We start from the raw sequence: 23594 nt of genomic DNA on the forward strand, positions 1-23594 counted from the left end.
TCCTATTGTCTACTGCCGCTTTTGGCACTAACTTATGGCAAAAAATTATAGTTTTATCTCGGTGACAACGGCTTGGGATGGGAATGTGCACAGTAAAGCCGGGATGTTACACTCTCAAGCCGAAGCAACAGCCGGGCACTCCATCAAGCCTCAGAGACAACAGGGAAGAATATGTATACCAAAATCCGTTCCAGCCTCAGCGGCCTGACCTTGGCCCTGGCAATACTGCCGACCAGCCAACTCTATGCCGCCGAAGACAGCAAGCCTTCGCTGGTCGATCAGAGGGTAAAAGAGGAGTTGGAAACCTCAGAGCGGCCCTTTGTGATCACTCCACACAAGGTCAACTATATACTGCCGGTCACCTATAACCCGTCACCCAATATGACTCCCTTTGCGGCGGAAGCGGCTGAAGAGGGTTATACCCTGGACGAATATGAAGCCAAGTTTCAGATAAGCTTTAAATTCCCGCTGATGTACAACGTGTTTGGCGACAATGGTCACCTGTTTTTCGCCTATACCAACCAATCCTGGTGGCAGGTATACAACAAGGATATCTCCTCGCCGTTTCGGGAAACCAACCACGAACCCGAACTCTTTATGCTGTTCAACAACGACTGGAAAATAGCCGGCTTCACCAACTCCTTCTGGGGCTTTGGCGCCGTGCATCAATCCAATGGCAAGTCAGGCGATCTCTCCCGCAGTTGGAACCGCATTTACGGCACCATGGTGTTCGACAAGGGCCCTATAGCGCTGGCGGCCAAGGTGTGGTGGCGGATCCCGGAAAGTGAAAAAGAATATGAGGGCGATCCCCGTGGCGACGACAACCCGGATATCAGTGATTATCTCGGCCACTTCGAGCTGACAGGTGTCTACGGCATAGACGACCACAGATTCAGCCTGATGTTGCGTAACAATCTGCAAAGCCCCAACCGCGGCGCAGTGGAATTTACCTGGAGTTACCCCATCTTGGGTAACCTGCGTCTGTATGCACAATACTTCAATGGCTACGGCGAAAGCCTTATCGACTATAACGCCCATAACCAGCGTATAGGCATAGGTGTCGCCATCAACGATATTCTTTGAGCCGCCAAGAACAAACTCGATGACTGCCTCTGCGCCATCTCTTGGTTCAGAGGCTGATATCAGGGAGTGATATGAAGCCGGGATTCCGTGAAGTGGTTAGCTGTTTTATTCTCCTGCTGCTGATTTCCAGTCTGCAGTTGGGACGATTCCTGCTACCGGAACCACCGAAAAAAGAGCAGCTTAGCCAGAGGCAAATGAAGGCCGATCTGACTGTGCTGCTCAAACAATTGCAGCAGCATTCGGCCTTTATGGTGCTGGATCCGGACATTGAATCCCGGCTCGAGAAACGGCTGCAACGGCTGAAACAGGAATACCGAGACAGCATTGCCATCAACCGTTTTACCGCCGAAGTCAACAAGCTGCTGGGAGAGTTGAAAGACCCGGGTATTCGACTCAGCCAAGCGGCGCTGCCTTCCGGCGTCTTGCCCCTCAGGCTCAGGCCCATGGAAGACAAGTGGCTGGCCCTCAATGACAGAGACGAGCCCCTTCAAAGTGACACGCCTTTTATCAGCCATATCGACGGCCTGCCCATCAGCCATTGGCAGAAGATTGCCAATCGCTTCCTGCCACCGGAGCAGCAAAATAGCGTGCAGATGCAGATGCCCTGGCTGCAACAGCTGGATCTGCTGCGGCGGGAGATGGGACTCAGGGTCAAAGAAGAGGTGCTGCTGACTCTCTATGGCGCCGCTCTCCAGCCACAAAACATAGAGGTGAAAGTACCGCTGCAGTTTCGCAGTGCCCCTTTATCCATTCTGGCCAGCTGGCAACAATTGGCGCCTGACACAGCCCTGTTTAGTCTGACGGATCTCAACGCGATAGAGACAGATCCTCAGCTGCAACAAGATCTGCTGCGCGCGATGAGCAATCACACCCTGGTGCTGGATCTGCGCCACGCCCGAGGCTTCAGCGACAGCCTGCTGCAATTTCTCGGCAACTATCACAATGGGCTCAGCAGCCAACCTCTGGGCTATGGCCGCTACCGCCGCTCACCGCAGCTACGGCGCGACTTTCTGCGGCCACTGCACTTTGAGCCGCTCACTCAATTCGCGCCGTTTCCGCCGGTGCTGGCCGCGCTGGACAATCAGCCCCTGCCCAGCCTGAGTAACTGGTATGCCCGCCCTATCCCCAAGCTGGCTGCTGCGCCTGTGCCTGACTCGGGACGCCTGGTACTGCTTATTGGCCCGGATTGCCGCCAGGAGTGTGAATGGATTGCCTATGCAGCCAAACGCTGGCGCAGGGCGCTGTTGGTGGGCGAGCCGACCCGTGGCGATCTGGGGCGTTTGCATCATTTCACCCTGCCGGCCAGTGGCCTGCAACTGAGTATCAGCGCCTCGCTTGGCTATGACGGCTATGGCCAGTTGCTTTCCGGAGTTGGCACAGAGCCGGATCTGCAACTGCCAACAGATGAACCCTTGCAATGGCAGGGATTGCTGTCTCTCATCTCCCCGGAGCAAAGCCTGCAGCATTCTGCAGAGGGGCAATCCGGGGACACTCAGACAGAGACCACTCAGGCAGAGGACGGCCAAGCAGAGAAAGATCAGCAGTAACAAGCCAAGCAGGGATAAAAGCCTGCGGGAGATTGAGTCAAAGAGGATTGAAGCAAGGAAGAAACAATTCCCGGATAGCCCCATGAAAGGGTGATCGGGCTATCCGGGACACGGAGAGTGCTTTGAAGCTGCGCCAGCAAGCCAATCAAAGCTCGGGGTCACTCGCGACCGACTGCTGAAAAACCTGGGCAACCGATGCCATAAGGGCGAGCCGTCTTGATGTGTATTGCCGACCTCACTGCCTGCCGCTAAGCCGATGTTTCATAAAAACACCCGATACAGAATGGCATATCACACTTTCCCCAGCGGGAACTTTGGATTATAAACCAGAAAAACATCCTGTGCATAACCCTGTGAACAAATATGTACTAAAGTATGAGGTCCGATTATCCAAAGGCATTAACAATCAGAATTGCCAAGACTAATGCCCCAAGATGACCACAAGATGACAATCATTTCAACTTGTCCACAAGCAAAAAAAAGCCGCTGATGACAGCGGCCACAAATCAGATCTCGTAGTGCAATCCACACTCGCGTTTTAGCCCGTTGAAACGAGTCTCTTCTTCCGTCATCCCCAGTTCCAGGGGCTTGCTTGAATGGGTATCGCCCACAGAGACATAACCCTGCTCCCAGAGGGGGTGATAGGGCAAGTCATAGCGTTTGAGATACTCATGCACCTGTTTGTTGCTCCACTCGATAATCGGCAACATCTTGTAGCGCTTGCCGTGGATGGCCAAAATCGGCAACCCTTCCCGGGTCGATGCCTGGGAACGGCGCAAACCGGCAAACCAGGTGCCAACTTCCAGCTCAGCCAGTGCCCGCTGCATCGGTTCCACCTTGTTGATGCGATTATATTGCTCCAGCCCCTCAAGCCCCTGCTGCCAAAGCTTACCGAATCTGGCCTCCTGCCAGGCAGCGCTCGTCTCGGCCCGATAGACCTTGAGATTGAGTCCGAGTCGTTCTGTCAGTTGATCGATAAAACGGTAGGTCTCGGGAAACAGGTAGCCGGTGTCGGTCAAGATCACTTGCGTGTCTTGCTGCACCGAGTTCACCAGATGCAGCATCACTGCCGCCTGAATACCAAAGCTGGACGACAAGGCATGGCTCCCGGGCAGATAGGCCAGGGCCCATTGGATCCGCTCCTCGGCACTCAATCTTGCAAGATAGTCATTGATGGCAGCCAGGGCGCTTTGCTGCTCAGAGGCCGGCGCATCCAGCAAGGCCAGCAGCGCCTCGGCGCTGTGCAATAAACTTGTGGTATCAGCCATGAAAGTCCCTCGCTGCGTCCAATACAGGTTTTACTATTCCGGCGCGCACCGTGAAATCACCGAAACTCTCGCCGGTTTCGCGCTCGGCGGCATAGCGACCAAACAGGGCATCGAGCTCGCTGAGGATCTCGGCTTCCTGAATATTTTCACGGTACATCTTGTTCAATCTGGTGCCTTCAAAGCTGGCGCCCAGATACATGTTGTAGCGCCCGGGAGCCTTGCCCACAAAACCGATTTCGGCGGCAAAGGGGCGGGCACAGCCGTTGGGGCAGCCCGTCATGCGCACTACTATCGCCTGCTCACCTATGGCGTGCTTGGCCTGCAGCGCATCCACATGGTCGATAAACTCGGGGAAATAACGCTCGGCTTCGGCCATGGCCAGGGCGCAGGTCGGCAGCGCCACACAGGCGATAGAATGGCCACGGGTTGCGGTGATCACCTGCCCCATCAGGCCATGCTTACGTGCCAGTGCTTCGATTTCAGCCTTATCCTCATCCGCCACTTTGGCGATGATGATGTTCTGGTTGGAAGTCATCCGAAAATCGCCCTTATGTATCTTGGCGATTTCCCGAAGCCCGGTCTGCAACAACTTACCCTGGGTATCCTTCACCCGGCCACCTTCGATAAACAGGGTCAGATGCCAGTGGTTGTCTATGCCTTTAACCCAACCGTATCTGTCGCCGCGATCCCCTATGACCACCTCACGCTTGGGGGCGAACTTAACCCCGGCGCGCTTCTCAACCTCGGCCTTAAAGGCCTCAAAGCCGTGATCCACTATGGTGTATTTGAGACGGGAGCGTTTACGATTGCTGCGGTTACCCCAATCGCGCTGCACCGTCATCACGGCCTCGGCAAACTTAATGGTGTCTTCGGCCTTGATAAAACCAAAGTCATCGGCCAGCCGCGGGAAGGTTTCCACTTCGCCATGGGTCGAGCCCATACCGCCACCGGCCACCAGATTGAAGCCCACCAGCTCGCCCTCTTGCGCCACGGCAATAAAACCCAGGTCATTGGTGTAAACATCCACGTCGTTGTCCGGTGGCACAGCTACCGCCATCTTGAACTTACGCGGCAGGTAGGTCTTGCCGTACACAGGCTCGACCTTGGCTGGCTGCTCGTCTTCTGTGCTGAGCAGCTTCTCCTCATCGAGCCAAATTTCGGCATAGGCACGGGTGTGCGGCAGCAGATGATCCGACAACTTCTTGGCCCAGAAATAAGCCTGCTGATGCAGCTTGGACTCTACCGGGTTGGGGTTACACATGACGTTGCGGTTCACATCACCACAGGCGGCAATCGAGTCCAGCGCTTCCCGGTCCAGCCCCTGAATAATGGTTTTCAGGTTGCGCTTGGGGATGCCGTGATACTGAAATGTCTGCCGGGTCGTCAAACGTATGCTGTTGGAGCTGGTCAGCTCCGAGGCTATCTTGTCCACGCCCAGCCACTGCTCTGGAGTACAGACACCACCCGGCACCCGGGCACGCAGCATAAAGCTGTACAGCGGCTCGAGCTTTTGCTCCTTACGCTCGTTGCGCAGATCCCTGTCGTCCTGCTGATAGAAACCGTGAAACTTGATCAACTGCTGATCGTCGTCGCTGAAGGCGCCTGTCACTTCCGTGCCCAGGCCCTCGCGTATAGTGCCGCGCAGATAGTCACTGTCGGTCTTGATATGCTCGTTGGCGGATAATTTCTGCTCACTCATGGCCTTATCTCTTTATTCCTAGGTTCTTCAGCTCAGTAGACATCTTTCTGGTAACGCTTGGCGCTGCGCAGTTGATCGAGAAACGCTTCGGCCGCCTCGCTCGTCAAACCGCCTTGCTCCATGGCCACTTCCAGCAGTGCCTGGTGCACATCTTTGGCCATTCGCTCGGCATCGCCGCACAGGTAGATATGAGCCCCGCGCTCAAGCCACTGCCACAGCTCTTTGGCCTGTTGTTTAATCTTGTGCTGAACATAGACTTTCTCCGCTTGATCCCGGGAGAAGGCCAGCGAGATCCGGCTCAGGGCACCACTCTTGAGGTACTGTTGCCACTCGGTCTGATAGAGAAAATCCTGCTCGAAATGGGGATTACCGAAGAACAGCCAGCTGTCGCCTGCCACGCCCTCGGCCACTCTTTGCTGCATGAAGGCCCGAAATGGCGCGACACCGGTTCCCGGGCCTATCATGATCACAGGCGTCTGTGGGTCTTCGGGCAGGCGGAAGTGCTTGTTGGGTTCCACATACACCCGCACCTGAGCGCCCTCCTCGGCCCGGGCCAGGAAGTGAGATGCGGCGCCGAAACGGCGTTGGCCATCACGCTCCTCTTCCACCAGCGCCACTGTGAGATGCACTTCGGACTCCACTTCACTCTGACTCGAGGCAATGGAGTATAGCCTTGGGGTAATGGGGCGAAGCTTGTCCAACAGAGCCTGGGCCGAATCCAGCTTGGCGCCATTGAGAGGATAACGTTTCACCAGGTCCACCAGTTGGTGGCTGAGAATAAACCGCCGGGTCTGCTCCTTGTCTTGGCTAATAGTAAGCAGCTCGTCGCTCTGTACGGTTTCGGCCCAAAACTGCACCAGACCTGGATAGAGTTGGGTCAGCTCTTTGTGCTCAATCAAGGCATCACGCAGCTCCAAAGACTCGGCGCCAAGCTGGACCCGGGTATCCGGCTCCAGCGCCAGCGCCTCGAGAATTTCGGCCACCAGAGCCTCATCGTTATGGAAATAGACCCCCAGCGCATCACCCGCCTGATAGCTGATGGCCGACTCGCCCAAATCGATTTCCAGATGACGGATATCCTTGAGTGAATCGCGGCCCGTCAGTTTCTGGCTGACTATCACTTCGGCGCTGTAGGGGTTTTGCTTGTCATACTCCAGGCCGGTATTGCTATTGATACCTGCATTGGCGGCATTGATAGACACTACATTGGTCGCAGCGCCATCGGCCACCTGCAACAGAGGCTTAACCCGCTCGAGGAGTTCGGTTTGCCAGTTGTCGCTCTGTGACTGATAGTCCACATCACAGTCCACTCTCGGCAGTAAAGGCTTGGCCCCGAGGGCACTCAGGCGGGCATCGAAGTCTTTGCCTGTCTGGCAGAAAAACTCATAGGAGGAATCTCCCAGAGAGAGAACCGCATACTGAAGCTTATCCAGCTTGGGGGCACGTTTGGAGCCGAGAAACTTGTGCAGCTCAATGGCATCATCGGGAGCTTCACCTTCACCATGGGTACTCACTACGGCCACCAGCAGGGTTTCCTGCTTGAGGTTACGGACATTGTATTCGCCCATAGATGCCAGGTTAACTCCATAGCCCAGACTCTGGGCCTTGGCGGCCAACGCCTTGGCGATACCCCGGCCATTGCCCGTCTGACTGCCATAGAGTATGGTCAGAGTTTGCCCGCTCTGGCTTTGGGGGGGAGCGCCCTCCTGCCCCTGAGCGCTGGCGGCCAGATAACCACTGACCCATGCCAGCTGCAGCGGGCTGAGCTCGGCGGTGAGTTGTTTAAGCTTATCCACTTGTGGCGCTGAGAGTGGCGAAGCCAGTGAAGAGAGTTCTTTCAGTAACATTGAGACGGCCCGGTGACAGAGTAATGTCAGCAAGCTTAGCCCCGCCATCGAAAAGCAAAAAAGAATAATATTTAATTTTTTATATCAATAAGGAATATGCATGGTATAAAAATTAAGCTACAAAAGTGTGGCCTGGCGCAAAGAATTTGCTCTGACCAGTGGAGAAACACACCACATGAAGAATATGAGCTTGTTTCCATTGAAAGACTTGCGACAATGCCAAAAGCACGCTAGGTGCCATGAAGGGAATATCTGTACCCCACACCCAGGATTTCATTCATGAGCGGGCTTGGTTCCTGAGAAGATTTCAGGAAGTCCCCAATGGAAGGGAAAGACCAGTCCCCGAGTCCAGGTCAACAGACTTGCATTCTTTCACTCTGCCAGCGGAGTTTTGGCGGGGTGAATTTTGTTTATCAACCATCAGGGAATAGTCATGCAGATTGGAATACCGAGAGAGAGTCTCGCCGGTGAAACCCGGGTCGCTGCGACCCCGGCAACGGTAGAGCAACTTAAAAAACTCGGCTTTGAAGTGGCAGTGGAAGCAGACGCGGGTGCGCTGTCCAGCTTCAGTGATGCCGCCTTCGAAGCCGCCGGTGCCAGTGTGGTACCGAATGTATGGCAGGCCGACTTGATCTTTAAGGTCAACGCGCCAACCGAAGATGAAATCAGCCAAATCAAAGATGGTGCCACCCTGATAAGTTTTATCTGGCCGGCCCAGAATCCTGAGTTGGTGGAAAAGCTGTCACAACGCAACATCAACGTGATGGCAATGGACATGGTGCCGCGGATCTCCCGTGCCCAGTCCCTTGACGCCCTCTCCTCCATGGCCAATATCGGCGGTTATCGCGCCGTAGTGGAAGCTGCCCACGAGTTTGGCCGCTTCTTTACCGGCCAAATCACTGCCGCGGGTAAAGTCCCACCGGCCAAGGTGTTAGTGATAGGTGCCGGGGTTGCCGGTCTTGCCGCCATTGGTGCCGCCGGTTCATTGGGCGCCATAGTACGCGCCTTCGATACCCGTCTGGAAGTGGCCGAGCAGATCGAGTCCATGGGCGGTGAGTTCCTTAAGCTGGACTTCGGCGGGGAAGACGGCTCTTCCAGCGATGGCTATGCCAAAGTGATGTCTGATGAATTCATCAAGGCTGAAATGGCGCTGTTCGCCGAGCAAGCCAAGGAAGTGGATATCATCATCACCACCGCACTGATTCCAGGCAAGCCTGCGCCCAAGCTCATCACCAAAGAGATGGTCGACTCCATGAAGCCGGGCTCAGTGATAGTGGACCTGGCGGCCGCCACCGGTGGCAACTGCGAATACACCAAAAGCGGCGAACTCTTTGTGACCGACAATGGCGTTAAAGTCATAGGTTACACAGATCTGCCAGGGCGTTTACCGGCACAGTCATCCCAGCTTTACGGCACCAACCTGGTGAACCTGATGAAGTTGATGTGCAAGGAGAAAGACGGCAACGCCAACATAGACTTCGAAGACGTGGTGATGCGCAACATGACGGTCGTCAAGGCCGGTGAAGTCACCTTCCCGCCACCACAGATCTCTGTGACCGCGGCGCCCAAGAAACCGGCAGCCAAAGTTGAGCCGAAAAAAGCAGAAGAGAAAGTGCCATCCAAGCTCAAGTATATTTTGGGCGCTCTGGGTGTGGCCGCCTTCGGTGCCGTAGCCTCGGTGGCTCCGGCTGAGTTCCTGTCGCACTTTACTGTATTCGTGCTCGCCTGTGTGGTGGGTTACTACGTGGTTTGGAACGTGACTCATGCGCTGCATACGCCATTGATGTCAGTCACCAACGCTATTTCCGGCATTATTGTGGTAGGTGCACTGCTGCAGGTTGGCCAGGGCTCAGCTCTGATGACCGCACTGGCATTTATCGCCGTGCTGATTGCCAGTATCAACATCTTCGGTGGCTTTACCGTCACCCAGCGCATGCTGAAGATGTTCCGTAAGGATTAAGGGGGTATATCGTGTCTCAAGGACTGGTAACAGCAGCCTATATCATAGCGGCCCTGTTCTTCATCTTAAGCCTCGCCGGCTTATCGAAGCAGGAGTCTGCAAAAAATGGAAACCTGTTTGGGATCATAGGGATGTCGATCGCTTTGATCGCTACCATACTGAATCCTGAAACCAATGGTGTTCACTGGATCATTCTCGCCATGGTGATAGGCGGTGCCATAGGTATTCGTCTGGCGCTCAAGGTTGAGATGACAGAAATGCCTGAGCTGGTCGCCATTCTCCACAGCTTTGTGGGTATGGCCGCCGTATTGGTGGGTTTCAACTCTTTCCTCGGCCTGCACCCACAGGCGATGAACGAAGTGATAGTCACTGTCGGTAATGACCTCAATGCCACTCTGGAAGCCGCCAGGGCAGCCATAGAGCAAGCCGCCGCCTCGGCAGCCCATGAGCCCATGACAGGCGCCATGCTCAACATCCACCTGGTGGAAGTCTTCCTGGGGATCTTCATCGGTGCCGTGACCTTCACCGGCTCAGTAGTCGCATTCGGAAAACTCAGAGGCATAATCTCCTCCAAGCCGATGATGTTGCCTCATCGCCACAAGCTCAACCTGCTGGCGGTTGTGGTATCCCTGCTGCTGATGATTTACTTCGTCAACGTAGGTGGCAGTATCTGGCCTCTGCTTATCATGACACTGATAGCCTTTGCCTTTGGTTGGCACCTGGTAGCCAGCATAGGCGGCGCCGACATGCCGGTTGTGGTATCCATGCTCAACTCCTACTCTGGCTGGGCGGCTGCAGCGGCGGGCTTTATGTTGTCCAACGACCTGCTGATCGTCACAGGTGCCCTGGTGGGTTCTTCCGGTGCCATCCTGTCTTACATCATGTGTAAGGCGATGAACCGTTCCTTTATCTCTGTGATTGCCGGCGGTTTCGGTACCGATGGCGCCGTTTCCAGCGGTGATGAAGAGATGGGCGAATACCGTGAAACCACGGCCGAGGATGTGGCCGAGCTGCTGAAAAACTCCAGCTCAGTGATCATCACCCCCGGATACGGCATGGCAGTAGCCCAGGCACAGTATCCCGTGGCCGAGATCACCCAGAAACTGCGTAATCTGGGGGTTAAGGTGCGCTTCGGTATCCACCCGGTTGCCGGGCGTCTGCCGGGCCATATGAACGTGCTGTTGGCCGAGGCCAAAGTGCCTTATGACATAGTGCTGGAGATGGACGAGATCAATGATGATTTCGAAGACACAGATACAGTACTGGTGATAGGTGCCAACGATACGGTTAACCCGGCGGCCACTGAAGATCCTTCCAGCCCAATCGCCGGCATGCCGGTACTGGAAGTGTGGAAGGCCCGCAATGTCATCGGCTTCAAACGCTCGATGAACACAGGTTATGCCGGGGTGCAGAACCCACTGTTCTTCAAAGACAACACCCAGATGTTGTTCGGCGATGCCAAGGCCAGCGTAGAAGCGATTTTGAAATCACTCTAAGCGGCCTATCGCAGCTACAGCATGACTAACAGAGGGAGCCTGATGGCTCCCTCTTCTTTTGCCTTGTGCTTGCCTCTGCCAGTGGTCGTGCCTATAGCCACTTTCCTCCAGGAGTTTATTCAGGTACAAAATTAAAAAACAACCAAGGATGAACCATGAAACTCAGGCTGCCGCTGCTGGCTTTATTGCCGGCACTTCTTTTAAGTTCAGTTGCCCTGGCCAAGCCAGAGCCTTTGCTCTATGGCTACAGTGATACTCTGGCATCCAAGGTCTACCAAAGCGAGCGGCGCTGGATGCTGTCCTTGCCGGAACGCTACCATGCCACCCAAGACAGTGGTCGCCGTTATCCCGTGCTCTATATCGTCGATGCCGACTTCCAATTCCGCCATGTCTCTGCTGCGGTCAATAACCTCGCCAGAATGGGCAAGATACCGCCCATGATAGTAGTGGGTATCGCCATGCAGGGGCAGAAAGACTACCTCTACTCCACCACCTGGCCATCGGCTGAGGGCGCAGAATTTGGCGGCAGCGACAAAATGCTCGCCCACCTGCAACAGGAACTCGTGCCCTATATCGACAAACACTACCGCACCTCGGGCCACAATGCCCTTGCCGGTTATTCTCTGGGGGGCTTGCTGAGCCTGCAGATGATGTTGCAATCCAAGAGTCCTTTCAGTGCTTTTCTCGCCATGAGTCCCAGCATCTGGTACGACAATATGGCGCTGCTTGAGCGGGCAGCTCCTTGGCTGAAACAGCCTAGGCAGACATCGGCCTACCCCAGGCTTTTTCTCTCTCTGGCCAACGAGCAAGGCATGGGTGTGGATGAATTCAGAAAACTGCTCGCTGAGCAGGCGTCCGAATGGCACTTCGACTACCGTTTCTTTCCCTCAGAGACGCACTACAGCACCGCCATGCCGGCGCTGCTTGCCGGTCTGGAAAGCCTGACGCCAGGTTACTTTACCGATGTTGGCCCCTTGATGCAGCTTGGCGATTATGAAGCGGTACTGGCGCACTTTGAGGCCAAGAAAACACTTTGGAGCGGCTTTCATTTCGACTGGCTGCAGGCCTACACCTTGGGAAAGTACCTCTATTACAGCGAGCAGAAATCAAAGATGGCCGAAGTGCTCAACCTGGCCAAGAAGCAGTTTCCAGAGGATCTTGCAGAGCTGAGTGCCGGCTTTGCCAAAGTGCTCAACAACCGGGGCGAGTTTAAGCTGGCCAAGGAACTCTTGCTGATGACCTCAAAAGCGGGCGCAACCCAGGCTGATTGGCAGCAACAACTGAGCCTGGCACTGGCGGCTGAAGGCGACAGCCTTGGGGCAAAAGCAGCTCATGCCAAGGCGCTGGAACTGGCCGAAGCCTATCAACTGGAAAGCTGGGAGTGGTGGGAACTGCAGTAATAGGCCCGGCGCGCCAAGGCTACCGGACCTTTATCGATCAAAATATTGGAAACAGCGCCGAAATCAGGCTATCTGCTGAACCAGGCCATGACTGGTGTTTATCTGCCGCAGAATATTCAGCAGATTGCCACCCTTATCTTCCCTAAACTGGCCGACATTCAAACGATGGCTGATATCGGCCAGGCTTAACAATCCGCGGATCTGATGGGTCTGGGTATCGACCACAACAAAATAGTTCTCGCGGCTGTGACGCAGGCTCTGCAACACATCGGCGACACTGGCGTTGGCAACCTCATCATAGGCCAGTGCCTGCAGTTGCTCTCTTGGCAGCATCAAATCAAATACCGTCCAGGAGGAAGGTTGATGGGCCTTGTCGACAAGCTTGAGCAGATTGTCCGGCGCCAACAGCTCCTGGGTGATAATACCCAGCATTTCATGACGGGCATTAATGACAAAGTGCAATGCGCTGTGTTCACTCTGCATCAGGGCTGAGGCATCAGGCGCCGGCATATCGGCACTGATGACCATACGTGCACTGTGGCTGAAGTCCATCATGGCCTCGAAGGCATTGTCATAAGGGTTGAGTTGATTGGCTAAAGCAGAGGCTTGCAGCCTGTCGTTGCTGGCAATCGCAAAAGGATGAAGTGTTTTCATATTGTTACCTCACTTGGAAACTGGGTTGCCGGGCTTCGCATTAGTGCGAACCCGAAAGACGGTTTTCAAATGAGGTCTAATGGCGGTGCGCGGGTCTGTGCCTGAGGAAATACATGCAGTGCATGGGATTGCAATGACTCCAGCGACGGCAAGCGCAGTACCAACTCGGCCGAAGGCGCCAGATGAGTAGATTTCTGTTTCGGAAGCGTCGGCTCCTGAGAATCTGTCAGCGTCTTGAGGAACAGGCCTTGGGAATTATCTCCCTGCACCGCCAGAGGTATTGAGGCTGAAACCGGTACCAGAGAAACCTGCTGAGAATGGGCCTTAGGGATAGCAGCAAGAGTGCCCGTCAGCAAAATACTGACCAGCAATAATGCAAACCACCTCTCGATTCGGCTCATCTGTGATCCAGATCTCAAAACACCCATTTGCCGACAATAACACTGCCTTGGAAAAAAGCGCAATATTTTTCAGCGGTAAAAAATAAACCCCGCTCAGAGAACTGACCGGGGTTTATTAGAGAAGGCCGACTTCGACAGGCCCCGGCATGCCTTCAGTCGGATGCCTTGAACGCCAATTGCTGTGCAAGCCACTCTCTGCATCAGAGAGTGCCACGAGGACTTATTCGCACCTTACCTACGAACCTAACTGAAACTCAGCGACGGATCTTCACCTCTGGCTCATTAAGCATCGCCAGCAAGGGATTTTGCTGCATCACTCTGGATTTGAGGCCAAACCCCAGGATAAGTCCCATGGCAAAGCCACCGATATGAGCCCAGTAAGCCACGCCTTCACCGGCCATCATCAAACCAACCACGTTGAATACCAGCCAGATGGCAAAGAAAGCCATAGGCGACAGCTTCTTCTGGTAGATAACAAACATAAAGGTCAGGCTGGCATGACGGAACCACAATAGATACATACCAAACAGGCCGGCAATGGCACCACTGGCACCCACCATAGGGATATTGGAGCCGGGATCAGCAATAATCTGCACCGCCGCAGCCGCTAGGCCACAAAGCAGATAAAGCCCAAGGAATCTCATGCGTCCCAAGGCGTCTTCCAGATTGTCGCCAACCACATAGAGGAAGTACATATTGCCCGCCAGGTGAATCCAGTCGCCGTGAAGGAACATATGGCTGAACAGGGTCCATACATGGCTGCCGTGCAACACCTCATCGGCCCGCAGGGCAAAGTTGGCAAACACGGTATCGGCTATGTCCAAGTCTGTGCCATAGGCGGCAAAGATCATGATATTGAGTGCCAGCAGCAGGTAGGTGATGGCGGGTTGTGAACGGGTTTTGAGATTAAACTCCACCGGCATTTGCGACAAAAACTGAAACAGCCAGGTCTTCACACTGATCTTGCCATTCAGCTCGGCCAGTAGACCTTGCAGCCTTGGGGATTGCACCACCTTATCCCTTTCATCCTTATCGACCCAAACCCCACTGCAACTGTGGCAGACATCCAGCTCTATCTGATAGCCGTCCATCAGATGGTATCTGTGCATCTGTTCTTCACAGTGCATACACTGGCGCTTGGAAAGCCCGAGGTGCGGCCCCAGCGACTCCTCGATGCGCACATGATCGTTGCCATTGTCGGCTGTTGACAGCGCACCGTTAAGCTCGCCGTTGTCAAACCAGATGCCTTCACATTGATTGCAGCTGTCCACCTGCTCACCGTAAAGCTCAAAGGTGCGCATCGACTCGCTGTGACACCCGGGACATTTTAAACTCATGGATTATTCCTCTGTGATATTCACATCCATGCCACTACGCTGCAACTCAAGCTCCATACGCTGGAAACTCAGTTGCAGCTTAGGCAGAGTATCGGCCGAAATCTTCCCTACCAAGGCTCTTAACCTGGTTGTACCGACACCGCGGCTCAACTCTTGCTTTTCCATTTTTTCAATCAGCTGGGCAGATTCAATTCTGAACCTGCGGATAGCGGTCAGGATCTCAGCCGGTGTTTCCAGTGCATTGGCCGAGTAATACATGTTTTGCCAGACAAAATCGCTAAGCTGGGGATGCAATGACCGCAAGTCCAGCGGTCTGAGTTTATCTATGTCCGCCATATAGGCTTCCAGCGTCTGCAGGTTATCCCGCACTTCGTCATACAAGGCACGTTGTAGATGATAGTTGTTCTGGGTATTGACCAGAGAATCAAACTTAATCGCCTGTGACAGCCCCTGCTGCGCCGCCAGATAAACGCCCAAAACCGTTGCCAGCACCATCAACAGCTGGCTCACCCAGAAGCTGGTTTTCACCAGCTCACTATTGTCAAAATGAATTTTACGGCCGTTTGATACCGGCTCAGATTTCCTTTCCATAGCAACTCCCAATGATGGTATTTAACCTGTCATTGTGAGTCCGGGAAACTCAGTTATCCGTCGGCCGATTCCCAAGCAACAACCGGAGTTGTCAGTTTACATCCATACCGGCACGTTTCAGTTCGTCGGCCATCTTCTTATAGCTCTGCTCCAACTTGGGCAAGGTCTTGGTTTCGACCTCTTCAATCAGCACTCTCAGTTGTTTGGTACCAAAGCTTGGGCCATAGAACTTACGTTCAATTTTGCCGACAATATCTTCAGAGCCCATGTAGAAACGACGGGCACCGGAGAGGATATCGCTGGGGGTTTCCAGGGTGTAGGCAGAATACTTCATGTTTTGCCAGACAAAGTCCGCCATAACTGGATGATATTCTTTGATATTATAAGGTTTTTCTTTCTCTATTCGCTCAGCATACTCTGTCATTACAGTGACATTGTCTTTCAGCTCTTCATAGAGAGAATGTTGCAGATGATAGTTGTTCTGCATATTGGTCAGGCTATCAAACTTAATCGCCTGTGACAGACCTTCCTGCGCCGCCAAATAAACCCCGGCAACAGTGGCGATAATCATAAAAATTTGGCTGACCCAAAAGCTGGTTTTCACCAACTCCTGATTATCAAATCTGATCTTTTTGGCGCCGCGACGCTGGCTCTGCTCTTGATTGACTTCCATTTCGATACCTCTGTGGAACTGACTGAATTTTCAAGGCCGCCATCATACAGAAGGCCACTGCAACGAGCCAGTCCCATGGGCCATTTTTACCGCTCAGATCTCAACCAATATTCACAGTGCCACCGCCCACCAGAGTACCGCCGCAGTCAACCGCATCGCCGGTTCTGGCGGCGGGTTTCCCATCGATAAAAACACTGCCCGAACCCGCGGCAATGGTACGAGGGTGCGGCGGATGTTTGGGCTTGTCGTGGGGGGCCAATGAATCGCCCTGACGTGCCAGCGGAATACCATCCACCTTGACCGTGGAAGAGGCCGAAGTCACCGGCGTGGGTGGAAACCCATCATGATCTGTCCCTATATCGCCCAACTTAACGGCATTACCCATAACTGACTCCTTAATACCTTGATTAACGTCCGCAAAATTCATCTGCCCATTGCTGCACCCTGGCAAGCTCTGTATCTGTCAACTGCAGCCTGGCTGCCAAGGGTGCCAACTCGCCGCTCGATGATGCAGCCACTCTGGCCAGCACCCATAATTCAGACTCTCTTGGACTCAGGCCCTTGGCGGCGGCTTCCTCCCAGGCCAGAGTTACCGCCTGAGGCAAGCTGTAATAGAGTTCACTGCTATTCAGCAGTGGCTTGGCATTGAGCCATAAACGGCTGAGCCAGCGTTGTTGCTGCAGACTAAGCGGCGTTTGTGGGCTCAAGGGGCGCTCGGGCTTATCGGCCCAGCAGCGACTATCGCTCACCAACGCCGGTTCTTGCTCCATTCCCGGGCCACTTTGGCGCATCGACTCCAGCCTCTCAGGGCGGACAGGCAGCAAAGGCTCTGCGGACGCGGCATTTTTGCGCCTCTGCCCTTCAATGGCCAGCATATACTGGCGATAATCCCTGTCGCTTGTATCGAGTGTCATGGGGCCAAACTGAGCCTGGGCCTGACGCAGGTACTGATAACGGCCGCAAACCGCGAGCCAAACCTTGGCTTCGCCGCCCGGCAACAAGCCAAATAAAATGCCGGTTTGACAAGCTTTACCACTGTCATTATCACCGGTTGCCGCGGCCAACATCTGCCGCTGCAACTCATCAGGCAGGCGGAAACTCAGTTCATAGACCCGCTCTTCAGTGAGCGCCAGATAGCGGATAAATATCTCTTCCGGCGGCTGAACATAGGCATCGGCGTTATAAAAACTGCTGATGCAGTTGAAACAAAAATCCAGTGTCCAGGGATCCAGCCCTCCGGAGGCATTGGCCTTATGGGTCTTGAGGTCCGGGATCCGCCGAAAGCCGGTATGCACCGAAGTCCAGTCCTGTTTACTATTGAGGCCATAGACAGTCGGCACAGGATTGCCCATGGGCATGACTTCATAGTAAAAAGGCGCCACTATCTCTATATCCCAGGGAATACCTTCGCTCTGAGACGCGGCTCTGGCGCTCATGCTGCCTCCCGAGCAGGCAAACAGAAAGCCGCTCATCAGCAATAACAACAGGCGAAGTACTGTGGCAAACCCCATAGGCATACTATTTCCCTTTTACGGCCGGGTGCACGGCGCGAGCATTGCCGTCGTTGGGGATATAAGGCACGATAAAACCACCGGCGACCGATACCACATCGGCGCTGTGGTGAATAAAGTGTGGCCTCAGTGCCCGCCTGAAAGATTCATCGCCAAGCAGCGGGTGCAGTTGCCCCTGCGTAGCCTGCTGCAATACCTCTTCGCAAATAGCGGCGAATGAACGGCCAAGCAGGTTAAAGTGACTGTTGAGATCTTCCACCTTGTAGCTGCTGTCCGAGCTCCATTTCTGCTCGAAGGCGCCTTTATCAAAGTTCACGCCGCTGAACTTGGCCAAACCGGCCATCAGCCTTAGATACAGGCGTGACAGATCCCCTTCAACAATCCGCGTCATGGTCAGCTTCACCGTTACCCTCTCTTCCGGCTCCCTGTTCTTGTTGCCCTGCAATACAGGCCTGACTACATAATCGATACTCAAGTCCGAGGTCTGACACCAGTTCATGGTGACCAAACGGTCGATTTCCCGCAGCACCTTTTTACCTGCATTGGAGGCCATCACCTTGGCGGTTAATGCCGGATCGTCCCCTTGACCAAAGGCCACCGGGCTATTGCTGCTGACGGCGTTTTTCGGCAAGCGGCTGTGATAGGCGGCAACCAGCTTGGTCTCGGTAAACAGCGGGTTGTAGGACTGCACCTTGCCATCGAAAAACTGGCGTGAATAGTAGCCACCGCCAAGATCTGAGTGTGCCCCGGGCAATACAGCCTCAAAGAAGGGTGCCGTTGGGTTTCGAGAGGCGTTGTTGAGACTATTGAGCGAGAAGTTATACCTGAACTCATCCCTTGGATTGGCAGTGAGATGCACCACCTTCTTCACCCGCTTGGGATCCAGCCAGAGCTTCACATCCCCATTGTGTTCATCATGGGGATCTATACCGTCCCACAGGGTCGCAATTGCGGCGACGGTATCGTAAATACCGACGAAGTGGATCTGACAATGCTCATTGTTTTGCCAGTCGATATCCGAGCGCAGCGGTACATCGCTGCAATGCTTCGCCAGCGCGGCCTGGAACAGATTATCTTTTTCCCTGAGCACCATGTTGGCGCAATGACGTGCCGCCGCAGCCCCACGACTGAAACCAAAGAGATCAAACTCAAACTTGCCTACGCCATCATACTGGTTGGCAAGGCGGCCCCACTGCGACTTGAGCTTGTTCTGACAGACATCATTCAATGCCTGCTCCACCCGGGACTCAACACCGTTATCCCCACGTCCGGCAGCCACCCCGGCAAAGGCATCATCATCATCTATACCGTTAGCTGGCTCTTCCAGAGATGTACCTATCCCTTTGACATACAAGCCAAACTGCAAAAGGCCCGCGCCATAGAGTTGATTGGCGTAAAGCCACTCAAGTTTCTGCACATTGGTGTATTCATTGGTGGCACTGAGATTCTCCATCGCCTTGGGCATGGGTGCCTGACACTGAGCCGCCAGTTCCAGGGCCTGCTCCTGTGACTCCACCGAGAAGCGGTTCATACAGTAATGCGCCGCCCGCTCCTGCTGTTGCCGGCCCCAATCAACGTTATAGGTGTTGTTGGCTGTGCCATCGAAAAACAGCCCCATACGCACGGTTAACCATTTGAATGCCTGGATCTCCACTACATAGGAGTTGCGGCTGAGCAACTCTACGGCACCACTCTTGCCTTTCCCGGCTTGATGGCGCTCGGCCACGGCTGCTGTGGGCGGCTGTTGCCAAAAATCACCAACCGTTGCCTGCAAATGCTGTTTAACCGTATTGTTGAAGCCCTTGGCCGCCTTAACATATTCAGGCACGGCCGAGGTTTCGGCAGCATTCAGGGGACGCCTGGACATCACAGCTTTGAGCCAGCTGTCGGTATCAAAAGTCAGCGTCACCGCCCCCGGCGCCAAGCAGGTGATCAGTTGCGGCCCCCCCGTCAGCTTGAGCTGTCGACTGTTGCCGGCGGCATCGGTAACAGTGGCTGTTAACCCGGATAAGGGCTGATTGCTTTCATCACGAAAGTCGATTTCAATCCAGTCGGTTAAGGTTTCACAGGGGATAGTGTGCTGACTCATGCATGCTCCATCCATTTAGCCAAATTCAAAAAGTCCTGTTGATTCAATCTCATTCCTTGGGCGATCGCCGGCATAGGATAGCTGACACTGCGCCCCAGACGCGCGGCAGCAAACACAGGGATATCCTCTTCATCCACCCCTTGTTCACGCCCCCGCAGAATCGCCGCCTTAATGATCTCCCGCCGCTTGGGTTGCTGGCTCATCAAGGGATGCAACTCTCGCCATAACTGGCGCTCAACAATATAGATATGGCGCTGGATGTCGCTTTGTCCGGCCAGATGCTCGGGTTTCATCTGCCACCAGATATCCGCATGCTCGGTATAACCGGGCTCGCCCGGGTGCTGCACCACAATGCTGCCATGCTGGGCCTTAACAGGGCTGGCGGGGTCAAGATGCTGCGCCTCATCCATAGGGTCGTCGCTGTTGCCGCTTGGCAGCGGCTTGCCGACAAAGCTCAAACGGGTTATCGGCCCCAGAAAAGCCCCTAACTCAACTTGGCTCAAGCGCGGCAGCATAGGTTGCAGCACTCTGGGGTCATAGAAGCGGAATACCACTCGCTCACCATCACATGCCGCCAGCAACAGGCTCTTCAAGTGGGCAAGCAGTTGCGGCCTGGGCAAATGACTCTCCAGCGCCAGAATAGGGCAATCGGCAAATGGCGCATGCTGCAACAGTTCCGGCCGTGCCGGCACCAACCATGGCCCCTTATCCTTATGGGACTCGAGCAAGGTGCCCTGAAACAAAGGCACGGCATCCACGCCGCCCTGTTGATAATAAGCGGGCAGCAACTTTTCATTGGCCAGGGGATTAAGCAGCCAATAGCCTGATTCACTCAGGGTGTCATTCCGTTGCACAAACATTTCCACTCCTTGATAACCAAAGCCGCACGGCGGCTCCGGCAGCAATCAATCCTTGGCTTCAACCAGCTTGCCATCTTGCAAGCGGTAATCTGTGATAACCAGCAAAGCCTTATCCGCATTTGTATCTCTGCTGCTGATGACTCTGATTCTTGGCTCTCCGGCGGAGGTGTACTGCAGTTCTATTCCATCTCTATCCGATACCAAATCATCGGAAGGCAGTCGCCGCAGCAGATTGCCCTCGAGCCGATAAACATTCATCAGGGTCTGATGCCCGCCTGCCTTGTATCTAAGCAGAATCTCAACTTGTCCATCTCCGTCGAGATCAACCGCTTGCAATTGGGGGGTATGGCCTGTGAAACCGTCGATGATCCGCGGATAACCCTGGCGATTATATTGCGTCAGATAAAGCTCCGCGGTGGGCATGCGATCGCCTTCGCTATCGGTAAACCAGAGGGCGGAGACATCCACTCTGGCGATAGTCCGCAACTCAAGCGTTAAACTCGCCTCCGCTGACTTCTGGGAAAAACCGTTTTCTGCTGTTGTTGCCCAAGCCGGAATCGCACCGCAACACAACAACACCCAAGCTAATACCAACTGCCTCATTATTTGTCTGCCTTACCGGTGATACGCCACCAGTCCTGTTCAAATTTCTCCACAGTGCCCTTACCAAGCACAGTGTTGTAGTATTGCTTCCAATATTTGGCTACCGCCTTGATATCCTGACCATCAGGGAAGGCCTCTCCGGTTCTGAATCTGGCTCTGGCATAGTGCACATAAGCCATGGCGGTGGCGTATTCATCATTGTTGCGCAGCTCGGATAATCTGTCATCCGAGCCTTGCAGTGCCGAAACCTTCTTCGCCAATTTCGACTTATACTTCAGGAAGTTGTCCCAGATATCATTGTGGGTCGCCGGTTCCATCTGGTACAGTCCCTTGGCGGGCCCATTACCCATCTGATCTCTCATGGTCAGATGACTCTCATGAGCTGCCGTCCCCAGCAATAGAATTTCGGCATCTTCATCGACCACATCGAGTTTTGCCAGCGTCGGCCGGATCACTTCACGGCGAAAACGCTCGGCTTCAGTTTCTTCTGTCTGTGGCTGGGTCTCAGCTTGTTGACTATCAGCGGCACCGGGCGCCACTGCAGAAGCCGCTCCGCCACCGGCCGCAGCATCTGCTGTTTCTGCCGTATCGGCTTCAGCTGAAGTCTCAGCAGCGCTTTGCGTCTGAGCTTGAGGCTGAGATTGAGCCTCCTCTTCGGTCAGCGGGCACACCTGCACCGCAGGCGCGGCGAACTCCTCGGCAACCAACAGCGCAGATAGGGGAACACTTCCCCCCTGAGGCAATACCGCCTGTTCAACCGCACCGGGTAACACAGGTGCCAAACCGCTGAAACCACTTGCACTGCCTGGGCTGCCCCCTGAGTTGAGGTTGATCCCTGGGCCGGAAAGATGCACCCCGGCCGGATCGACTTTGACAAAACTGCCACCGGCCTTAAGCGTTACTTCGGCACCGGACTCGATCACTATCTTGGCACCGGCTTTCAGTTGAATTTCCGGCCCGGCCTGCAGCAGGTATTTGTCTGCAACCTTGATCTGTTGGCTGCCATCCACTATCAGGCTCTTGTCGCCTGTTACCTGCTGACGGGACTCGCCCAACACCGTCAGGTGGTCGTTGCCGCCGATACGGCTGCGCCTTTCATTGTCCACATCCAGGTGGCTGTCGTGCTTGATATGCTCGTGTCTGTCATTCTCGGTCAGTAGGTTCAGGTCTTTCTGCGCGTGCAGGTAAATCTCCTCTTCCCCCGCTTCATCCTCAAACCTCAGCTCGTTGCTGCCCTCGCCCTTGTGGCTCTGGGTCTTCAGCACGGTGCGGGTCTTGTGGGCCGGCAGCGCGTAAGGCACCTGGTTCACCGCATGGAAGGCCCGGCCGGTGATGATGGGTTGGTCCGGGTCGCCGTCCAGAAACGACACTATCACTTCATGCCCTATCCGTGGCAGTGCCATAAAGCCATATTGACCACCGGCCCAGCCCTGGCTGACCCGTATCCAGCAACTGCCGTGCTCGTCACCCTTGGCATATCTGTCCCAGGGGAATTGCACCTTCACCCGGCCGTATTCGTCACAAAATATCTCTTCATCCTTCGGCCCCACCACGGTCGCTATCTGCGGCCCGGCCATCTGTGGTTTGGCCTTCGGCTCCGCTTGCCATTGCATGGAGGATGGCACCGCCACTATCTCGTTACTGTAAGTCGTGCCGCGGCTGCTGTTGTCCTCTTCCGCCGCATTGCCCTGCTCGCCGGTGTGGCTGACCCCCACTATCACCCATTCGCGATTAAGGCTCGCATCCGGGTGTTCGCTCAGGGCAAACTTCTGCCCGCTCAACGCCTGCAGTTGGTCACTCTTGAGCAGCAGCTGTTCGCTCTCCCGTCGCAGTCCCGCCAGGCGCACCTTGCTGAACAGTTTGCCGTCGGCATCGTCCTTGTAACGCCCCGGGTAGTCGAAGTGTTCATAGCCGCTCTGTTGCCAGTCTGCATCCTCTGTGCTCGGTTGCAAGAAGCTGTAGGCCGGTTTGCGGAAGCTGTAGTCCTTGAGGGTGGCCCCGCTCTCGGCACGGCGGTGGCGGTATTCGGCGCTGCGGACACTCGCCTGCTCGGCGAGTCCTCCCGCCAGGGCGTTGTAGGGGTAGCTGTGGGGGCTCAGGCTCAGTTTGTCCAGTGCATCGCACAGCACCAGGGTGTGTTTGTCGCTGCTGTGCTCGAAGTAGTAGAACAGTCCCGCTTCGCGGGTCAGGCGCTCGAAGAAGTCAAAGTCGCTCTCGCCATACTGCACGCAGTATTCACGTTTGCGGCTTTCATGGCGCGGGTCACAGCGAAAGGCGTAGTCGGTAATGCCCATTTCGCCGAACAGTACCGCGATGATGTCGGTCAGGCTCTTTTCCTGGAAGATGCGGCTGTTGCGCCGCAGTTGCAGGCGGCTCAGGGCCGGCTCCAGTCTCAGCCGGTAGCGGGTCTGTCTGTGGCCGCTGTCGCCGCGGCCAAAGCGGCTTACTATGCCGTGCAATTCTCGTTGGCATTCGCCGTCCTGCCACCAACTCAGTACCCCGCTCTGGTCCACCAAATCGCTCGCCTTGATATCGTCCCGGCGACTCAGCAACTCAAGCTCAACCACATAAGGAC

General features: G+C 54.9%; 19 protein-coding genes. 5 read left to right on the forward strand and 14 right to left on the reverse strand.

Annotated features, from left to right (window positions below; all coding sequences use genetic code 11):
* The first annotated feature begins 171 nt into the window (after nucleotides 1–171).
* A complete protein-coding gene (locus tag ON072_RS14190) occupies nucleotides 172–1083 on the forward strand; it encodes a phospholipase A (protein WP_037474669.1) in 912 nt (303 codons plus the stop codon).
* A 71-nt stretch (nucleotides 1084–1154) separates the two neighbouring features.
* Nucleotides 1155–2630: a S41 family peptidase gene (locus tag ON072_RS14195; RefSeq protein ID WP_261752922.1), complete on the forward strand. Its 1476-nt coding sequence runs from the start codon at nucleotides 1155–1157 to the stop codon at nucleotides 2628–2630.
* A gap of 506 nt (nucleotides 2631–3136) precedes the next feature.
* Here the strand turns inward: ON072_RS14195 and ON072_RS14200 are convergent.
* The 3 genes from ON072_RS14200 to ON072_RS14210 are packed head-to-tail and all read right to left on the reverse strand — an operon-like array spanning nucleotide 3137 to nucleotide 7444.
* Complete coding sequence (locus ON072_RS14200) at nucleotides 3137–3898, reverse strand: phosphoadenylyl-sulfate reductase (protein WP_208180849.1); 762 nt, start codon at nucleotides 3896–3898, stop codon at nucleotides 3137–3139.
* On the reverse strand, nucleotides 3891–5597 hold the full coding sequence (gene cysI / locus ON072_RS14205) for an assimilatory sulfite reductase (NADPH) hemoprotein subunit (protein ID WP_107006107.1): 1707 nt from the start codon (nucleotides 5595–5597) through the stop codon (nucleotides 3891–3893). The genes ON072_RS14200 and cysI overlap by 8 nt, the downstream gene beginning before the upstream one ends.
* 32 nt (nucleotides 5598–5629) lie before the next feature.
* Complete coding sequence (locus ON072_RS14210) at nucleotides 5630–7444, reverse strand: assimilatory sulfite reductase (NADPH) flavoprotein subunit (protein WP_123115761.1); 1815 nt, start codon at nucleotides 7442–7444, stop codon at nucleotides 5630–5632.
* A 433-nt stretch (nucleotides 7445–7877) separates the two neighbouring features.
* Between ON072_RS14210 and pntA the strand changes: the two genes are divergently transcribed.
* From pntA to ON072_RS14225, 3 genes are all read left to right on the forward strand, one after another.
* A complete protein-coding gene (pntA, locus tag ON072_RS14215; protein ID WP_221059445.1) occupies nucleotides 7878–9404 on the forward strand; it encodes a Re/Si-specific NAD(P)(+) transhydrogenase subunit alpha in 1527 nt (508 codons plus the stop codon).
* Between the two features lie 11 nt (nucleotides 9405–9415).
* Nucleotides 9416–10900, forward strand: a complete 1485-nt coding sequence (gene pntB / locus ON072_RS14220) for a Re/Si-specific NAD(P)(+) transhydrogenase subunit beta (RefSeq protein WP_025009970.1) — start codon at nucleotides 9416–9418, stop codon at nucleotides 10898–10900.
* Between the two features lie 155 nt (nucleotides 10901–11055).
* On the forward strand, nucleotides 11056–12300 hold the full coding sequence (locus ON072_RS14225) for an alpha/beta hydrolase (RefSeq protein ID WP_261752921.1): 1245 nt from the start codon (nucleotides 11056–11058) through the stop codon (nucleotides 12298–12300).
* A gap of 63 nt (nucleotides 12301–12363) precedes the next feature.
* Here the strand turns inward: ON072_RS14225 and ON072_RS14230 are convergent, their stop codons facing one another.
* The 11 genes from ON072_RS14230 to ON072_RS14280 all read right to left on the reverse strand — a co-directional run.
* Complete coding sequence (locus tag ON072_RS14230) at nucleotides 12364–12954, reverse strand: CBS domain-containing protein (RefSeq protein ID WP_109247528.1); 591 nt, start codon at nucleotides 12952–12954, stop codon at nucleotides 12364–12366.
* Between the two features lie 65 nt (nucleotides 12955–13019).
* Nucleotides 13020–13355, reverse strand: coding sequence for a hypothetical protein (locus tag ON072_RS14235; RefSeq protein WP_025009965.1), 336 nt, complete (start codon nucleotides 13353–13355; stop codon nucleotides 13020–13022).
* Between the two features lie 254 nt (nucleotides 13356–13609).
* Nucleotides 13610–14692 (reverse strand): rhomboid family intramembrane serine protease, encoded by a 1083-nt coding sequence (locus tag ON072_RS14240; RefSeq protein ID WP_025886895.1) that lies wholly within the window; start codon nucleotides 14690–14692, stop codon nucleotides 13610–13612.
* 3 nt (nucleotides 14693–14695) lie between these two features.
* Entirely contained in the window at nucleotides 14696–15283 is a 588-nt protein-coding gene (locus ON072_RS14245) for a hypothetical protein (RefSeq protein ID WP_054745896.1), read from the reverse strand.
* 91 nt (nucleotides 15284–15374) lie between these two features.
* Nucleotides 15375–15956, reverse strand: coding sequence for a hypothetical protein (locus ON072_RS14250; RefSeq protein WP_025009963.1), 582 nt, complete (start codon nucleotides 15954–15956; stop codon nucleotides 15375–15377).
* Nucleotides 15957–16056: 100 nt separating this feature from the next.
* On the reverse strand, nucleotides 16057–16341 hold the full coding sequence (locus tag ON072_RS14255) for a type VI secretion system PAAR protein (protein ID WP_025886893.1): 285 nt from the start codon (nucleotides 16339–16341) through the stop codon (nucleotides 16057–16059).
* A 22-nt stretch (nucleotides 16342–16363) separates the two neighbouring features.
* Entirely contained in the window at nucleotides 16364–17473 is a 1110-nt protein-coding gene (locus tag ON072_RS14260; protein WP_107006112.1) for a DUF2931 family protein, read from the reverse strand.
* Nucleotide 17474: 1 nt separating this feature from the next.
* Entirely contained in the window at nucleotides 17475–19556 is a 2082-nt protein-coding gene (locus ON072_RS14265; RefSeq protein ID WP_261752920.1) for a DUF2235 domain-containing protein, read from the reverse strand.
* A complete protein-coding gene (locus tag ON072_RS14270) occupies nucleotides 19553–20416 on the reverse strand; it encodes a DUF4123 domain-containing protein (protein ID WP_107006114.1) in 864 nt (287 codons plus the stop codon). Before ON072_RS14270 ends, ON072_RS14265 begins: the two co-directional genes overlap by 4 nt.
* Before the next feature lie 45 nt (nucleotides 20417–20461).
* Nucleotides 20462–21019: a hypothetical protein gene (locus tag ON072_RS14275; protein WP_107006115.1), complete on the reverse strand. Its 558-nt coding sequence runs from the start codon at nucleotides 21017–21019 to the stop codon at nucleotides 20462–20464.
* A partial coding sequence (locus ON072_RS14280) for a type VI secretion system Vgr family protein (protein ID WP_274626076.1) occupies nucleotides 21019–23594 on the reverse strand: 2576 nt, incomplete at its 5' end. The genes ON072_RS14280 and ON072_RS14275, both read right to left, overlap by 1 nt.

Origin of the sequence: Shewanella sp. K8, from assembly GCF_028823715.1 — a bacterium.
In the GTDB taxonomy this organism is placed as follows: Bacteria; Pseudomonadota; Gammaproteobacteria; order Enterobacterales; family Shewanellaceae; genus Shewanella; species Shewanella algae.

Bases quoted from the DNA above. Each gene is read 5' to 3' on its own strand.
- ON072_RS14190 (WP_037474669.1), top strand. From the start codon at position 172: ATGTATACCAAAATCCGTTCCAGCCTCAGCGGCCTGACCTTGGCCCTG.
- ON072_RS14195 (WP_261752922.1), top strand. From the start codon at position 1,155: ATGAAGCCGGGATTCCGTGAAGTGGTTAGCTGTTTTATTCTCCTGCTG.
- ON072_RS14200 (WP_208180849.1), bottom strand. From the start codon at position 3,898: ATGGCTGATACCACAAGTTTATTGCACAGCGCCGAGGCGCTGCTGGCC.
- cysI (WP_107006107.1), bottom strand. From the start codon at position 5,597: ATGAGTGAGCAGAAATTATCCGCCAACGAGCATATCAAGACCGACAGT.
- ON072_RS14210 (WP_123115761.1), bottom strand. From the start codon at position 7,444: ATGTTACTGAAAGAACTCTCTTCACTGGCTTCGCCACTCTCAGCGCCA.
- pntA (WP_221059445.1), top strand. From the start codon at position 7,878: ATGCAGATTGGAATACCGAGAGAGAGTCTCGCCGGTGAAACCCGGGTC.
- ON072_RS14225 (WP_261752921.1), top strand. From the start codon at position 11,056: ATGAAACTCAGGCTGCCGCTGCTGGCTTTATTGCCGGCACTTCTTTTA.
- ON072_RS14230 (WP_109247528.1), bottom strand. From the start codon at position 12,954: ATGAAAACACTTCATCCTTTTGCGATTGCCAGCAACGACAGGCTGCAA.
- ON072_RS14235 (WP_025009965.1), bottom strand. From the start codon at position 13,355: ATGAGCCGAATCGAGAGGTGGTTTGCATTATTGCTGGTCAGTATTTTG.
- ON072_RS14240 (WP_025886895.1), bottom strand. From the start codon at position 14,692: ATGAGTTTAAAATGTCCCGGGTGTCACAGCGAGTCGATGCGCACCTTT.
- ON072_RS14245 (WP_054745896.1), bottom strand. From the start codon at position 15,283: ATGGAAAGGAAATCTGAGCCGGTATCAAACGGCCGTAAAATTCATTTT.
- ON072_RS14250 (WP_025009963.1), bottom strand. From the start codon at position 15,956: ATGGAAGTCAATCAAGAGCAGAGCCAGCGTCGCGGCGCCAAAAAGATC.
- ON072_RS14255 (WP_025886893.1), bottom strand. From the start codon at position 16,341: ATGGGTAATGCCGTTAAGTTGGGCGATATAGGGACAGATCATGATGGG.
- ON072_RS14260 (WP_107006112.1), bottom strand. From the start codon at position 17,473: ATGCCTATGGGGTTTGCCACAGTACTTCGCCTGTTGTTATTGCTGATG.
- ON072_RS14265 (WP_261752920.1), bottom strand. From the start codon at position 19,556: ATGAGTCAGCACACTATCCCCTGTGAAACCTTAACCGACTGGATTGAA.
- ON072_RS14270 (WP_107006114.1), bottom strand. From the start codon at position 20,416: ATGTTTGTGCAACGGAATGACACCCTGAGTGAATCAGGCTATTGGCTG.
- ON072_RS14275 (WP_107006115.1), bottom strand. From the start codon at position 21,019: ATGAGGCAGTTGGTATTAGCTTGGGTGTTGTTGTGTTGCGGTGCGATT.